Source organism: Pantoea sp. C8B4 (assembly GCF_051336905.1).
GTDB lineage: Bacteria > Pseudomonadota > Gammaproteobacteria > Enterobacterales > Enterobacteriaceae > Pantoea > Pantoea rwandensis_B.
The window spans coordinates 254,904-271,196 of sequence record NZ_JBGMNK010000002.1; the positions used below are offsets into that span (position 1 = coordinate 254,904).

Annotated in this window: 12 protein-coding genes; 1 reads left to right on the forward strand and 11 read right to left on the reverse strand. The window is 57.2% G+C overall.

The genetic code is table 11. The annotated features are described in order from the left end of the window. Window positions 1–341 precede the first annotated feature (341 nt). Complete coding sequence (locus ACCW76_RS03970; RefSeq protein WP_436337815.1) at window positions 342–1,445, reverse strand: M20 peptidase aminoacylase family protein; 1,104 nt, start codon at window positions 1,443–1,445, stop codon at window positions 342–344. A gap of 238 nt (window positions 1,446–1,683) precedes the next feature. On the opposite strand from ACCW76_RS03970, the gene ftnA reads away from it, so the two are divergent. Further along, window positions 1,684–2,193 (forward strand): non-heme ferritin, encoded by a 510-nt coding sequence (ftnA, locus tag ACCW76_RS03975; protein WP_436337816.1) that lies wholly within the window; start codon window positions 1,684–1,686, stop codon window positions 2,191–2,193. Between the two features lie 150 nt (window positions 2,194–2,343). On the opposite strand, the gene ACCW76_RS03980 is transcribed toward ftnA, so the two are convergent. The 10 genes from ACCW76_RS03980 to ACCW76_RS04025 all read right to left on the reverse strand — a co-directional run bounded on the left by ACCW76_RS03980 (window position 2,344) and on the right by ACCW76_RS04025 (window position 16,285). Next, window positions 2,344–5,187 (reverse strand): sensor domain-containing protein, encoded by a 2,844-nt coding sequence (locus ACCW76_RS03980; protein WP_436337817.1) that lies wholly within the window; start codon window positions 5,185–5,187, stop codon window positions 2,344–2,346. A 166-nt stretch (window positions 5,188–5,353) separates the two neighbouring features. Further along, window positions 5,354–6,472: an MBL fold metallo-hydrolase gene (locus ACCW76_RS03985; RefSeq protein ID WP_436337818.1), complete on the reverse strand. Its 1,119-nt coding sequence runs from the start codon at window positions 6,470–6,472 to the stop codon at window positions 5,354–5,356. After that, window positions 6,460–8,202, reverse strand: coding sequence for an ABC transporter permease (locus ACCW76_RS03990; protein WP_436337819.1), 1,743 nt, complete (start codon window positions 8,200–8,202; stop codon window positions 6,460–6,462). The genes ACCW76_RS03985 and ACCW76_RS03990 overlap by 13 nt, the downstream gene beginning before the upstream one ends. A 2-nt stretch (window positions 8,203–8,204) precedes the next feature. Next, window positions 8,205–9,194: an ABC transporter substrate-binding protein gene (locus ACCW76_RS03995; protein ID WP_436337820.1), complete on the reverse strand. Its 990-nt coding sequence runs from the start codon at window positions 9,192–9,194 to the stop codon at window positions 8,205–8,207. Between the two features lie 25 nt (window positions 9,195–9,219). Next, entirely contained in the window at window positions 9,220–10,287 is a 1,068-nt protein-coding gene (locus ACCW76_RS04000; protein ID WP_436337821.1) for an ABC transporter ATP-binding protein, read from the reverse strand. Window positions 10,288–10,409: 122 nt separating this feature from the next. After that, window positions 10,410–12,128: a lysophospholipid acyltransferase family protein gene (locus ACCW76_RS04005; protein WP_436337900.1), complete on the reverse strand. Its 1,719-nt coding sequence runs from the start codon at window positions 12,126–12,128 to the stop codon at window positions 10,410–10,412. Between the two features lie 271 nt (window positions 12,129–12,399). Beyond that, entirely contained in the window at window positions 12,400–13,104 is a 705-nt protein-coding gene (locus ACCW76_RS04010) for a proteasome-type protease (RefSeq protein ID WP_038644739.1), read from the reverse strand. A gap of 21 nt (window positions 13,105–13,125) precedes the next feature. Beyond that, window positions 13,126–13,926 carry a transglutaminase family protein gene (locus ACCW76_RS04015; RefSeq protein WP_436337822.1) on the reverse strand — a complete coding sequence of 267 codons (801 nt, stop codon included), beginning with the start codon at window positions 13,924–13,926 and terminating at the stop codon, window positions 13,126–13,128. Continuing rightward, window positions 13,923–14,852: an alpha-E domain-containing protein gene (locus ACCW76_RS04020; protein WP_038644735.1), complete on the reverse strand. Its 930-nt coding sequence runs from the start codon at window positions 14,850–14,852 to the stop codon at window positions 13,923–13,925. The genes ACCW76_RS04015 and ACCW76_RS04020 overlap by 4 nt, the downstream gene beginning before the upstream one ends. Then, the gene (locus ACCW76_RS04025) at window positions 14,846–16,285 is read right to left on the reverse strand and encodes a circularly permuted type 2 ATP-grasp protein (protein WP_038644733.1); all 1,440 of its coding nucleotides are present in this window, start codon (window positions 16,283–16,285) and stop codon (window positions 14,846–14,848) included. The genes ACCW76_RS04020 and ACCW76_RS04025 overlap by 7 nt, the downstream gene beginning before the upstream one ends. Between the last annotated feature and the right edge of the window lie 8 nt (window positions 16,286–16,293).

Sequence of the window (16,293 nt, forward strand, 5' to 3'; positions counted from 1 at the left end):
GTTATCCAGTCAGCATTAAGGCGGCATAGCATACAATATTTCAGCAGGCGGGGAAATCGTGGGATGGGACCTGTATGCACCTTCGCCCTGCCAGTTTCCTGCAAGCGAGAAGAAGAGGCTATCGAGTGAGGCTTTGATGCCAGTTGGTAGTCTTACTCAGCCGCTTTCCTGCAAATGAGAAGAAGGGACTGTTCAAGTGAGGCTTTCATTCCGGGTGACAGCCTCACTCGACCGCTGCCCTGCAAGTGAGGAGTAAGAAGGCTATTCGAGCGAGGCTTTCATTCCGGGTGACAGCCTCTCCCATTTGCGGGAGAGGCTGGATTGTGGGAAACGACACACGGCTAACCCAGCACGCGCACCACTGCCGCCTTAAAGATCTTCACCCCGATCTCCAGCGAACTCAGCTCAAAACGCATATCCGGATGATGCAGGCCCGGCACCAGATTGGTGCCCAAACCCCAGAAACCGGCTTTCACCTGCGGTTTTTTCACCGGGTAGTAGAAGAAGTCTTCACTGCCTGGCGTGGATTTGGTGTCGAGCAGCCCTTCTTCCCCCAGCACATCAACGATCGCAGCCCGGATCACCGCCGTGGCTTCCTCATGGATTTCTGCTGCGGGCATCTCTTTCAGTACCACCACTTCAGCGCTCGCACCCAATGCAGCCACGCTGTGCTGAATCGCCTGCGTCACTTTCTGTTTCAGCACCTCCATCGGCGCGTTCTCCTGCGAACGCAGATCCCATACCACGCGCGCCTCATCCGGCACCGAGTTGGTGACACCGGCATCACACAGGAAGCGAGTGGCTTTCACGCTCCATGTCAGGCCCGGCGCCAGATGGATACTGTTCACCGCCTGTACCGCTTGTACTGCGGCATCCAGCGCATTGACACCCAAATGTGGGCGCGCGGCATGAGCAGGCACACCTTTAATTGTCGCTTCCAGCGTGCTGCACGCCGAATAGAGCACGGCTGGCGTGGCTTGTCCGACATGGCACTCTTCCAATGGGCGCACATGGAAACCGAGGATCATCTCGACATCATCCAGCGCACCGCCCTCAATCATCGATAACGCACCCGCACCGAGTTCTTCCGCAGGCTGGAACAGCAGCTTTAGCTTGCCGCGCTTGATCGCGCCCTCTTTCAGCAACTCCTGTGCCGCCGTCAGCACCACCGAAGAGTGCCCATCGTGGCCGCAGGTATGGCGTGCACAGGCGACGCCGTTAATGATGTGGCCGAGTGCATCCATATCTGCACGTAGCGCCAGTACCGGCCCCGGCACGCCGCTGTCAATTTCCGCCACGATGCCGGTGGTGTGATTAATGCCGCGCGTCACGCTGATGCCAGCCTGCTCAAGCTGGTCGGCGATGTAGGCGGAAGTTTTGAATTCTTCGAATCCCAGTTCCGGGATTTCATGCAGGTAATGGTAATGATCTAATACGTTCGACACCGCTAAGCTCCTGACAAGTAAAGGCTCGCCACAGCATCCGCCGATGTACGGCTATAATCAATCCAGCGTGAATGAAAATGAGTCAAAACTGAGAACTCTTCGCATTCAATAAATGAAATAATTCCATTTACAATCAATAAGATAATTTCAACTTTTTGACGAAAAAGCCTTCACAAAAAAGTATAGATTGATGCATAATTCACCGTACTTCACCTGACAAATTAAAAAGGACTCAGCCATGTTAACTGCTGAAATGACCTCTCGCCTGAACGATCAACTGAACCTCGAATTCTTCTCTGCCAACCTGTATCTGCAGATGAGCGCATGGTGCAGCGACAAAGGTTTTGAAGGTGCCGCTTCATTCCTGAAAATGCACTCTCGCGAAGAAATGGAACATATGCAGCGTCTGTTCGATTACGTTAGCGATGCCGGTTCTCTGCCAGTGCTGGGCAGCATTGCCGCCCCTGCCGTTAACTGGAACTCACTGAATGACGTGTTGGAAGAAGCGCTGAAGCATGAGCAGCTGATCACGCAGCGCATCAACGACCTGGTACACACCGCGTTGATGTCTCAGGACTACTCAACCTTCAACTTCCTGCAGTGGTATGTGGCTGAACAGCACGAAGAAGAGAAGCTGTTCAAAACCGTACTGGATAAACTGGCGCTGGTCGGCAATAAAGGCGAAGGCCTGTTCCTGGTGGACAAAGACCTGGGCCGCATGAACGTCGAAGGCCACGGCCAGTCATAATAAAGATTTCACACAGCAAACAGCAAAACGCCCGGCAATGCCGGGCGTTTTTTTATGCTGAAATCTTACGCCTGGATTGCGACGAGCTTATCAACAACCAGGAGCGTATCAATGCGCCCCTGGGTTGTAACGTCGCCATTTATAGCGAGCTTATTCCAGCTCTTTCAGACGCAGTTCCGAAGGCTGCGGGCGGCCAAAGAAATAGCCCTGGAACAGCGTACAACCCTCTTCACGCAGCTTGGAGAATTGCTCGCTGCTCTCCACCCCTTCGGCGGTGATCTGAATATCCAGACTGCGGCTCATGCCGGTGATCGCCCGGATAATCGCCAGCGCTTCGCGACTGTCACCCATATCGTTGATAAACGACTTGTCGATTTTGATCTTGTCGAACGGGAAAGATCGCAGATAGCTGAGCGACGAGTAGCCCGTGCCGAAATCATCCAGCGCAATCTGCACGCCAATCGCCTTCAGGCTTTGCAGGGTGCGGATATTGCCCAGCGTGTCATCCAGCAGCACCGATTCAGTGATCTCCACTTCGAGGCGTTGCGGAGCCAATCCGGATTCGCGCAACGCGCCTTCTACCACCGACACCAGCGAGCTGTTCTTGAACTGCAGCGGCGACAAGTTAACCGACACTGACTGCTCGGTGCCCCAACTCTGTGCCTCGCGGCAGGCTTCATACAGCGCATAAGCGCCCAGCATGTGGATCAGCCCGGTCTCTTCGGCAATCGGGATAAAATCATTTGGCATGATCAAGCCCTTAACCGGATGGTGCCAGCGCATCAGCGCTTCATAACCAATGATTTCGTCCTCATTGGTGATCGGCTGATAGTAGAGTTTCAGCTGACGCCCGGTGATCGCCTCACGCAGATCGTTTTCAATCACGCGGCGACTGCGCGCCACATCATCCATTTCCATGGTGAAGTGTTCATAGCGGTTGCGCCCGTTGCGTTTGGCTTCGTACAGCGCCATATCCGCACAGCGCAGCATGTGCTCTGGCGTGTTGGTGACTTGTGACGTCAACGCAATGCCCACGCTCAACCCAACGGAAAGGTTGTGCCCTTCAACATTGATAGGCGGACGGATCGCTTCAATCAGGCGCTGTGCCACCACCGCCGCTTCCTGCGCGTTATTGATGTTCGGCAGCACGATAGCAAATTCGTCGCCGCCAATACGCGCCAGCGTGTCATGGTCGCGCAGCGCACTACGCAAGCGTTTTGCCACCACGCGCAACAGATCGTCACCAATCTGATGACCCAGCGCATCGTTAACGTTCTTGAAGTTATCGAGATCGAGACACAGCGTGGCGCTCAGCGCATGGTGTTGGTTATCCTGGCGCAGCGCTTCACTCAGCTTCTGCCGGAACAGAATACGGTTTGGCAGGCTGGTGAGGTTATCGTGGTGCGCCATATGGTGAATACGCGCATCGGCTTCACGCTGGTCGGTCACGTCTTCGACAATCAGCATCACGTAGTTCTGACGCATATCTTTGCCACTGATAGTGGTGGCGCGGGTATGCAGAATACGGTCGCCGCCTGCGGTGAGCAGCAACTGCTCGCGTGAATGAATGCCTTCGCTGCGCAGCGCGATATCCGCCAGGCTGTTGAAATAGTCACTCAGCTCCGCCGACATACATTCGTGCGGACGCTTGTGCATAATCAATGACTTACTGACACCAAACAGCTGTTCGGCTTTGTCATTAACCATCAGGATTTCGCGGCTGATGGCGTCTTCCACAATGACGCATGAAGGGATATTGCTGATGATGGTGTCCAGGAAGCCAGACAGCTCGGACATTTTGGCACTCTGCGCCTGCGCCAGATCCCGCGCGCGCAACAGTTGCTGTTCATTCTCACGACGTTCGGTGACATCACGGGTGATTTTAGCGAAGCCGATCATCTTGCCTTCTTCATTGTGGATGGCATCGATCACCACATGCGCCCAAAACGCCGAACCATCTTTACGATAGCGCCAGCCTTCATCCTCGAAGCGACCGGTCTTCAGCGCGATACCCAGGTTGGCTTCCGGCGTGTTGGCCAGCCGTTCCTGCGAACCATAGAACACCGAAAAGTGCTGGCCGACGATCTCGTCAGAAAGGTAACCCTTTGCACGCTGCGCACCGGCGTTCCAGTTCACTACGCGGCCCTGCAAATCCAGCATATAGATGGCGTAATCAGTGACGCCCTCCACCAGCAGACGGAAGGTCTTCTCGTACTCCTGCTGCTTGCGCTGCAGCTCACGCTGTTCAGTGCAGTCACGGGTGATTTTGGCGTAGCCAATCAGCTTGCCCGCATCATCACGAATCGCATCAATAATCACATGTGCCCAGAACGCACTGCCATCTTTGCGATAGCGCCAGCCTTCATCTTCGAAGCGGCCGGTTTTGAAAGCGGTGCTGAGGTTCTTTTCCGGAATATGATTTTTACGATCCTGCGCGCTGTAGAAACGTGCAAAGTTCTGACCGACAATCTCTTCAGCCACATAGCCTTTGGCACGCTGCGCGCCGGCATTCCAGTTTTCGACGTTGCCGTCGATATCAAGCATGTAGATGGCGTAGTCCGTTACGCCTTCAACTAATAAACGGAAACGTTGCTCCTGTTCCTGTTGCTTACGCTGCTGCTCCTGCTGAACCGTGCAGTCACGCGTGACTTTGGCGAAGCCGAGCAGTTCGCCGAAGTCATCGCGAATCGCATCAATCACCACATGTGCCCAGAAGGCGCTGCCATCTTTGCGATAGCGCCAGCCTTCCGTCTCGAAGCGCCCCACCGCTGTCGCGACGGAAAGTCCACGCTGTGGCGCACCGTTTTTACGATCGTCTTCGCTGTAGAACAGCGCAAAGTTTTTACCGACGATTTCGTCGGGCGTGTAACCTTTGGCGCGTTGTGCCCCTGCATTCCAGTTGGCGACGGTGCCATCGGGTTTGAGCATGTAAATGGCATAATCCACCACGCTCTGCACCAGCAGCCGGTACATGACGTCTGAGTTATTATTCATTGTTGTTCGCCTATTGCTGGCCTGGTAAAAATTGCTTCTTAAGAAAAATCCTAATTGCTGTGGAGACTTAAACGCAAAAGCACAGCGCTGACAAGCGTTAATCGTCCACAGACAAAAGTTGGTAGTCAGGTTATCGGCAATGGCGAAAAAACATTCAGCGGGATACTCAATTTATCCTGCTGCGTTGACGCTGCTCGTGGGGGAAACGGGGGCTATCAAGATGGCATTGCAGGGGAAAATGCGCTTGCCAGCACAAAGGGGCGCGCGCCGCTAAAATCGGGCACTCCGCCGCCGCAACAAAGGCTGGTATCACGCGCTGGGCAGCGGTTTTCTCGATCAACCACAGTTGATCGTCAATCGGCGGATGAACGTTCCACGGCAGCCAGGTTGCCTGCTGATCGGCCAGCAATCTGGCTGCGCGTGTGCCGGGCGCAACGTGACTGCTGAAGATCAGCTTAAAGCCTGGCTGAGCACTCAGCTGCGCGGCTAAGCCGCTGTCGGCCACCGCATCAGCCGCCACAATCACATCTGCAGGTTGCCATTGTTGCGGCTGCGGCTGTTTCAACAAGCGCACCAATCCCAGCGCCGTGGTGGCGGGCAGCTTGTCCATCGCCAGCAGTTGCGCGACCTCACTGCGAATTTGTGGGCAGAGCTGAACCGCCAGACCCCGCGCGGTGAGCTGTAAAGCCACTTCCGGCCCGCGTCCGTGTTCCGGCACGGCAATCACCGCGCCGTGAGCAGCGGCCATCGCCAGCGCATCCATTTGATCGCGCAACCGCTGCGTGCGGTCGCCGTAGGAAGCATCCGTGATTAATAGTTTTGCCGACGGCGGGCAGTCAAACGGCAACAGCAGCGCTTCACGGCTCCAGTCGCCCATGTAGGTGATGCCACCGGCGATCGGCAGATGAAACCACACCGAGCCCGGTGAATGGCCGCTGCGGCCAGTAAACAGATGCAACGGGCCAATGGCCGTTTGCCCGCGCAGCGGTAACAACCGTCGCGCATACATCGGCACGGCGACATTAGCCAGCTGCAACCAGGTTTGCTCGGTGGCGTACACCGGCGGCGAGCCGATTTGCGCCCAGCAGTCGAGCGAGGCCGCGTGGTCAATGTGCGAGTGGGTCAAACACAGCGCATCAACGCGGCCAATGGCGCGGATATCCGGGCGCACGCCGGGTTGTGGACCGGCCCCGAGATCCCACAGCAGGCGATAACCTTCCATCTCGACCAAAAAAGCCGCGGGCAGCTTGCCACCCACACCGCTGATAACCGTTAAGCTTGCCATGGTAAAACCCCTTGCGGCAGACGCCGCGCCAGCCGCGTTGCCAGTCCCATCAGCAAACACACGACCAGAATCATCAGGCAGCCTACCGCGGCCGCCAGCGAGGCGGAGCCCCCTTCGTCAAGGAACACGATGGTGGGTCCGATGGTTTGGGTTTGCGAAGTCACCAGCAATACCGAAACCTGGATTTCATTCAGTGCGGTGAGGAACACCAGCACCGTGCCCGCCAGCGCAGAAGGCGCCGCCAGCGGCAGTAAAATATCGCGCATGCGGCGCATAAAGCTGGCACCACACAAGCGTGCCGCCTCATCCAGCGCCGGTTCCAGCTGCGCGAATCCGGCCAGCGTTGGACGCAACACCAGCGCAAGGAAGTTCGCCAGATAAGCGGCGAGGATGATCCACACCGTGCCATACAGCGACACATTGATTATCGGCAGCGGGCGCAGGAAGAACAGCATCGCCGCTACGCCGGTGACAATCCCCGGCAAGGCATAAGTCAGTTCACTTGCCAGCCACAGGCCGCGCACCAGTTTGGTCCGGCGCCAGCTGAGGAAATACGCCAGGAACAGCGCGGTGGACGTCAGAATCATCGCTGCCAGCGTGGTCAGCCCGAGACTGGTCATAAAGGCATGGCGCACCGCCGGATAGCCCCATAGCGCGCTGCGGAAGTTTTCCAGCGTCAGCGTTTGCCAGGTGAGCGCCTGACCATATCCGCTGGTGAGTGCAGTGATCAGCAACGCACTGACCGGCAGCAGCAGCGTTAGCGCCATCCACAGCCAGGCCGCGCCTTCAATCGCCAACCGTCCGCGTCCTAACGGTTGCTGCCACAGACGCGGCGCACCGTTGACGCGCACATCGTGACGACCGCCGAGCCAGGCGCTGGCCGCCATACCCGCCAGCGTGATCACGGCAATCAGCAGCGCGTAAACGGCGGTATTGGGTAAGGCACTCGGGCCAATGCCGTTAAGCTGCTGATAGACCAGCGTAATCAGCGTTGGCACGCGGGCTGGAATGCCCAGCATCGCCTGAATACCGAAGTTACCGGCGGCCGCAACAAAGGTCAGTGCAGCCCCGGCAAAGATCGCCGGGCGCGCCAGCGGCAGAATGATGGTCAACAACACGCGCATCCGCGAGGCACCGCTGATCTGCGCCGCTTCGACTAAATCAGCCGGTAAACGACGCAAACCGGCACGCACAGTGAGAAACACCAGTGGCGCGTTGTGTGTACCGAGCAGCAGCACGATGCCGCTCAGCGAATAAAGCGGTTGCTCGCCTGGTGCAAACCATGGCAAGCCGAGTGAACCAAACAGCAGGGCTAACGGGCTGGACGGTGCCAGCGCCTGTAGCCATGCGAGCGCCGTGACCTGCGGCGGAATCATCAGCGGCAGGATAAAGGCAAACACCCAGGCGGTTTTGGCGCGCAGATCGCTCAGCGCCACCAGCCAGGCGGCGGCGGTGCCGAGCAGCACTGAAATCAGGGTCGAGCTAAAGGCGATGAGCAACGTATTGCCGCTGGCAATCAGCACGCGGTCGCTGGCTATCAGGCGCGACAAGCGCGCCAGATCCGGCACGCCTTGCGGGGCAATCGCTGTCCACACCAGTCGCAGCAGTGGCGCCACCGACAATAAGCCAATCAGCAGCACCATCAGTGCCAGGATCAGCTTTTCGCTGTTGAGACGCCAGCGTTGACCGCCACGCGTCGCGTTACGCCACTCGTTGCTCACCACGCTCATGCTTAGCCGCCAAACAGCGCGGTGAACTGATCGCGCACCGTGGCATCTTCCTTGATGGCTTTCGTTACGTCAGGCGTCAGCAGCTTGATTTTATTGATAGGCGTGAAGCCCGCCGGTGCAGAAACACGATCGTCCACCGGACGGTTACCCTGCTCGACCACCAGCTTCTGACCTTCCTCAGACAGCATAAAGTTCACGAAGGCTTTAGCGGCTGGCAGGTTGTGCACCGACTTCATGATCGCTACCGGCTCCGTCACGTAAGACACGCCCTCTTTCGGGTACACCAGATCGACGGGCGAGCCTTTTTTCTTCGCCAGAATCACGTCAGCGTCAGTGATGATGCCGTACTTATCCAGCCCGCTGGCGACCGCTTTCAGCGCCGGACCGTTACCGCCCTGCGGTGCCACGCCAATCGCTGCCAGCTTCTTGTAGAAATTCCAGCCGATGGTTGGCGTGTTGATATCGGTGTGCAGTTTGTACAGTGCCGCACCGGAGTAGAGTGGGCTTGGCATGGCGATCTGACCTTTATTGGCCTCCACCGCCAGCGCGTTCCAGCTGTCAATCGGCTGCGCATGCTGGGTGTTGTAAGCAATCACCGTGGCGATGATTTTGGTACCAAAGAAGGTTTTGTCTTTGTCGTAGAACGACGGATTGATGTGACTCAACGGCGCATCGGCGTAGCTGTAGAGCTGATTTTGATTTTTCAGGGCACCGAGGTTGATCGCATCGGCAATCAGCAGTACATCGGGCTTAGCGCCACCGCTCATCATCTCGGTCTGCAACACGTTCATCAGCTGCGTGGTGCCGTTACGCGTCCACTCCACCTGCACGTTCGGATAGGCAGCTTTAAACGCATCCACGGTTTGCTGCGCGATTTCCGGTGCCTGTGAGGTGTAAATCACCAGCTTGCCGGACGGGGCATCATCGGCGTGGCTGGTGGCGGCAAACACTAATCCACTGGCTAACATCAAAGCGTTAAAAGACGTGCGCATAGCAATTTCCCTAAGTATCTGAATGTTATGAAGGAAGGATCCAACCGTCGCGCAGCGCCACCCCAAGGGTCGCATCCACAACGGGTAAAGCGGTCTCCGCCAGCTGCAGCGTGATGCTGTGGTCTGGCGCATCAAGTGGCGCAACATCAATCTGGTAATGGCTGCCGCGATAGATCACCCGCTGCACGCGCACCGCAAACTGCGGTTCATCCGGTTCAGCGAGGCGGAAATCCACCGCATGAAAACTGGCTTTGCCGTGAGGCATCGGGCGTTGTTCGGCCGCACAGCGCAGGGTGACGCGCAGACCGCACAGCGTGGCGAGCGCTTTGCCCTCGCCTGTCGGTTCGATATCGCTGACCGGCAGTACTTTGCCGTCATCGATAAAACCCGCCACCATTGCATTCGCCGGTTCACGCCACAGGGTTTGCGGCGTGGCAAACTGCATCACGCGGCCGCCGTCCATCACCACAATGCGGTCGGCCAGCGCCATCGCTTCGTGCTGGTCGTGGGTGATGTAGAGCAAGGTGGCGTGGCTGTGGCGATGGAAGCGGCGAAACTCCTCTTCCATGGTGGCGCGCAGGTGCACATCAAGATTGGCTAATGGTTCGTCGAGCAGCACCAGCGTGGGTTTGGCAACCAGACAGCGGGCTAACGCCACACGCTGACGTTGTCCGCCTGAAAGATCGGCGGGGCGGCGTGAGGCAAAGCTTTCTAATCCCACCAGTTCCAGCGCCTGCTGCGTGCGGCTGTCACGCTCATGGCGCGCCACGCCGTTGACTTTGAGGCTATAGGCAACGTTTTCCGCCACCGTCATGTGTGGCCACAGCGCATAGCTCTGGAACACCACGCCAAGTTGGCGATCTTCTGGCGGCAGGTGCACGCCCGGCGCAGCAAAGCAGCGCTCGCCGACGTGGATTTCACCGGCATCAGCGGTTTCAAAGCCCGCCAGCAGACGTAATAAGGTGGTTTTGCCGCAGCCCGAAGGACCCAGAACGGCGATGAACTCTCCCTGCGCAATCTGCAGCGAGATATCCTGAAGTACCGGCTGGGCAGCAAAGGCTTTGCTTAACCCGCGAAGTGTGATCGTTGCCATGTTTCTGGCCTTTATCTGACAGTCCGGCTAAGACCCTACGACAATCAGATGACGATCCCGTGACATCAACTTGACGTTTCCGTGCTCAAACAGAACGGGAGGCCCGAGAGCCTCCCTGTACCTTATTCGACGCTTTCAGCCTGCAAATGCATGCCGATATAGCGCTCATAGCGCGATGGCTTCACGCGTGACAGATCCACCAGCACCAGCCCGTCGATACAGTTGTTGAAATCGGGATCGCTGCCGAAATCGATAAACTGCACCCCGCCCGGCTCACACACTTCGGAGTACTGCTTGTAGAGCGTGGGAATCGCGGTGCCGAGGTTCGCCAGCAGATGCTTCAGGCGGCGCAAGTCTTCCGCGTAGTTATCACCGGTAAACTGCGTCAGCACTTCTGGCAACGAGGCCGGATAGGGGCGACGCGACTTCGCCAGCGGTAACTCGGTTGGGAAGTACATGCGGTAGAACGCCACTAACAGGTCGCGCGCCGCCAGCGGCATGCCGCCAGAGATCGACACCGGCCCAAACAGATAGCGGGTCTCCGGGTATTTGGCGATATAGGCACCAATGCCCATCCACAGATAATCCAGACCACGTTTGCCCCAGTAGGCGGGCTGGATAAAGCTGCGACCCAGTTCCAGGCCCTGATTGATGATCGGCAGCATGCGCTCGTCGTAATGGAACAGGCTATCGCTGTAGATGCCCTCCAGACCACGACGTTCCAGCTGCTCGGCACCCGGAATAAAGCGGTAAGCGCCAACAATTTCCAGCGCATCGTCATCCCACAGAATCAGGTGATAGTAATCGTCATCGTATTTATCGAGGTCACGACGGCGACCACTGCCCTCGCCCACGGCGCGGAACGCGATTTCACGCAGGCGTCCGAGTTCACGCAGCAGCGGCACCCAGGTCGCGCCGTTACGACGCCACAGGTAGATCTGTTTGCCATCCGGCAGCGAGCCCAGACGCTCACTCTCCATCAGCGCTTTTTTCAGTTCGGCACGGTCTTCCGGGCGCGCAATCGCCGCTTCAGTCTGGAACAGACCCCGACGGCCCTGACCAATGCGATACAAGTGCTTGCGCAGCCGTTTCGCCAGCTCTTTGCCCGGCGTGTGGCCATCGTGCCAGTTGGCGAACGGGATCTGCTCGCCAATATGCAGCTTGATGCGCGATCCACGCTGGCGGAACATTTCGCGCACCAGCATCAGCAGCGCCAGTGGTGAGGCGATTTTGGCGGCGGCATAGAACGCCAGGCTATTACGCCCGACGACGTGTGCCGGAACAATCGGCGCACGAGCACGGGCGGCCAGGCGCAGGAAGCTGTGATGCCAGCGGTTATCGCGCACACCACGGCTGGAGAGACGGGACACTTCACCTGCCGGGAAGATAATCAGCGCTCCCTGATTGTCGAGATGCTGCTGCATGCGCGTCAGCTGTTCGCGACTGGTGCGGTTGCCCATGTTATCCACGGGCAACATCAGGTTGTTAATCGGCTCCAGCATCATCAGCATGCGGTTCGCCACGATTTTCACATCACGACGTACCTGAGAAACGGCCGCCAGCAGCGCCAGGCCGTCGAGCGCACCGAGCGGATGGTTGGCGACAATCACCACCGGGCCGCTGGTCGGGATCTGCTCCAAATCGCGTTCACTTAATTCACAGCGCACATCCAGGTGCTCCAGCACTTGCTCGACCATATCCACCCCTTTCAGGTGGCGATAACGGTCAGCAAAAGATTGGAATTCATGTTCGCGAACGGCCCATTTCAACAGGCTTTTTTGCCAGTTCGCGGGGTGATGGCCTGGCCAGTAAGTATCGAGAAGCTGATCAACAGAAAACATCATTCACCTTTTGTGCGCAGAGGTTTATGGCACCGAAGTTAAACAGGCTTGTTTTCAGATTTATGACCAGTACCGAAGCGGAACGGAAAAAGCAGGAGCGGAAAGGAGATGCACTACAGTGCGCCGCGACTGAATTGATCAATTCATTGCAGCAGCGCGGTTTATCACGCGGGACTGACACGGCGTTATTGCGGGAAAATGCGCAAGGAGTGAAGCCGCTACCGAATGGGACGCTTTAAGGTAGCGGCGTGATGTCTCGCGCGGGGTTGCTCTATAGTTTTAACGGCGGCAATTGTGAGAACACGCTCAACAAGCCTTTGCTCCACAGCTGGCGAATCTGCGAAAAGTAAGGGTGTTGTTCGGTAATATGATGCTGTTCGTTATCTTTGAAGCTGTCGGTGTGATAGACCATCACATCCAGCGGCAGGCCTACCGAAATGTTACTCGCCAGTGTTGAATCCATGGAAATCAGCGCGCACTGCATGGCCTGGCTAAGCGGGGTTTCATAACGCAATACGCGATCAATAATCGGCTTGCCGTACTTGCTTTCACCAATCTGGAAATAAGGCGTATCCACGCTGGCTTCAATGAAGTTGCCCTGCGGATAGATCTGGAACAGGCGCGGCTCTTCACCGCGAATCTGTCCGCCTAACAGCAGCGTGCCACCAAACTCTTCGCCATCACGCTTGATCACTTCACGCAGGGTTTCCCCCACCAATAGCGCAATGTCATACAGCGAGCGCCCATTCAGCAGATTGGGCTGATCGCTGTCGTGGTTATTACGCCGTAGCAAACTCATCACGCTTTGCGTGGTCGCCAGATTACCGGCGCTTTGCAGCACCAGCGTGCGTTCATCATCCACCTGAAACACGTGTAATTTACGGAACGAGGAAATATGATCAACGCCCGCGTTGGTGCGTGAATCCGATACAAAAATCATCCCTGACGATAAACGCATTGCCACACAATAAGTCATAGTCACGCCTGCAAAAAAATATCACTGCTGCGCATGCACCTGCTGCACCGCGGCCATCGCCAGCATATCCTCACCGCCGCCGCCCAGCCGCATACCGCGCACCGGACAAGCATCGAGATAATCCACACCCACCGCCAGACGTAAATGCTGGCGCGTACTGCGCGTATTGTTGGTGATATCAAAGCTGTGCCAACTGCCATCCAGCCAGGCTTCAACCCAGGCGTGAGTAGCAACGTGTTCGACATTGTCCGTATAAAGATAGCCGCTGACATAGCGCGCCGGGATCCCGAGACTGCGACAACAAGCCAGAAACACATGGCTGTGATCCTGGCAAACGCCGCTGCCCGCCGCAAATACTTTCGCTGCGGTATCACTCACCTGCGTGCTGCCAGGCTGGTACGGCATTTTCAACAGCAGCTCATCCATCAGTTTTTCCAGGCTGGCGAGCGGTTTTTCTGCGTGCCAGTAGCGCTGTGCGAAATCGCGTATCGCCGCATCGGGCATGGTTAATGGCGTGGCACGCAGAAACACCAATGGCGAAAGGATCGATTCAGGATCGGGGGAATACTCCCCTTCATCCAGAATTTCCACCACGCCACGCGCGGCAATCTCCAGTTGCTGATGTGGCGTATCCAGCGTCAGCACGTGCAACACGTTGCCATAAGCATCCAGGGTACGCGTGGCTTCGCACGGTAAATAGAGATCCCATGACAAAATCTGCTGGTGCACCGAGTTTTGCGGCGTCAGGCGCAGATACTGGGTGCTGAGTTTGACCTGATGCTCATAGGCATACCAGGTTTTGTGCTCGATGTTCAGTCTCATTTCGCCTCCAGATAGGTCTGATTGATGCTTTCTGCCAGCGCGTTGGTCTGCGAGAGAAAGTGATTAAGCCAGCTATACAACCCGTCACGCGTCAGACTTTCCCAGGTGCTGAAGCGCATTTCAGCCAACAGCACCGTCACCAGATAGCGTGGACGATCCTCACCGCTGCTGCCGATCTGTTCCAGCTGGTTGGCGATCTCCTCAATGCAGGAGTGCAGCGAACGCGGGCTTTCGTTACGCAGGATCAGCATCTCATTCACCAGATCCGGCATTAGTTGCTGCTTAAAGATCGCGTTATAGGCTTCACGCGCCGACACTGCACGCAGCAAGGTATCGAGGCAGTAATATTCCCGCACCGAATCGGGGTTCTGCTCCAGCAGTTGCTGGTTGACGCTCAACAAGCGCGCGGTACCGTCGCTGCGCTCCATCAGCGTGCCGATACGGATAAAACACATCGCATCGCCACGCAGCAAAGTGCCGAACATCGCGCCGCGAAACAGGTGTGAGCGCTCTTTAACCCAGTCAAAAAAGCTGTCAGCGTTGGCGCTGGTGATGCCGCGTCGCCGCATGTTACGCATCTCAATCCACGTCGAGTTGATGCTCTCCCACACCTCAGACGACAGACTGCCGCGCACCGCGTGCGCATTGTTCCACGCCTCCTGCCAGCAGCTAAAAATGCTGCTGGGGTTACGATCGTCGAGGGCGAAAAAGTTAAACAGTTGCGGCATGGTGAAACGCCCGTTGAGGGTTTCAAACAGCTGGCGCGTGCCGGTGAGATTGAGCGGCAACAGCAGCTCATCGGTTTGGCTATTACGCACCGGCATCAGCGAAAGCCGGTTGGTGACATCCAGCACCCGGGCAAGTTGTTCTGCGCGCTCCAGATAGCGCGCCATCCAATAGAGGCCACTGGCCGTGCGGCTTAGCATGATGCGTCATCCTCCAGAACCCATGTGTCCTTGGTGCCACCGCCCTGCGACGAGTTCACCACCAGCGAACCTTCGGTCAGCGCCACGCGGGTTAAGCCACCCGGTACTAAACGAATATCCGCTCCGCATAAGGCAAAGGGACGTAAATCGATATGACGCGGTGCCAGGCCGTTGTCGATAAAAGTCGGACAGGTGGAGAGCGATAGCGTGTCCTGCGCGATGTAGTTTTCCGGGCGTGCTTTCAAACGATCGCGGAAATCACTCAATTCTTGTTGGCTGGCCACCGGGCCAATCAACATGCCGTAACCGCCGGCGCCGTGTACCTCTTTCACCACCATTTTGCTGAGATTGGCGAGGACGTAAGTCAGATCCTGCGGCTTACGGCACTGCCAGGTCGGCACGTTGTTGAGGATCGGATCTTCATCCAGATAAAAGCGGATCATGTCGGGCACATAGGGATAGATCGATTTGTCATCGGCCACGCCGGTGCCGATCGCATTGGCCAGCACCACGTTGCCGGATCGATACACCGACAGCAGGCCCGGCACGCCGAGCATCGAATCGGGACGGAACGCCAGCGGATCGAGGAACGCATCATCAACACGGCGATAGATCACATCGACTTTGCACGGCCCGGCGGTGGTGCGCATCATCACCGCACCGTCTTTGACAAACAGATCGGCACTTTCCACCAGCTCGACGCCCATCTGCTGCGCAAGGAAACTGTGTTCGAAGTAGGCGCTGTTGAAGCGGCCCGGCGTCAGCACCACCACCACCGGATCGTTGACCGGTGAGCTTTCGCGCAGGGTTTGTAGCAGATGCGAAGGATAGCGTTCTACCGGTGCCACATGCTGCTCGACAAATAACTCGGGATAGAGGCGCATCATCATCTTGCGGTTCTCCAGCATGTAGGAGACGCCAGAAGGCGTGCGCAGATTGTCCTCCAGTACGTAGTACTCGCCGTCGTTGTTGCGCACCATATCGACACCGGTGATGTGCGCATAGATGTTGCGGTGCAGATCGACACCTTGCATGCAGGGCTGATATTGATCGTTTACCAGCACTTGCTCGGCAGGCACGATCCCCGCCTTGAGGATGTGTTGTTGATGGTAGATGTCATGCAGGAAGGCATTCAGCGCCTGCACGCGCTGGCGGATGCCGCGATCGAGCATCGCCCATTCACCCGCCGGAATAATACGCGGTACGCTGTCGAACGGGATGAGCCGTTCCGCGCCGCCATCGTCTCCATAGACATTGAAGGTGATGCCCACACGATGAAACAACAGTTCCGCTTCTTCGCGCTTACGCGCCACGGCCTCTTTGTCCGCCTGTTGTAACCACTCCCAGTAATGCTGATAGTGCGCACGGTGTTCGCCGTTGCTCAATAACATCTCATCATAGAAGTGTGACGCTATCTGGTAGCTTTCTTTCATGATTTACC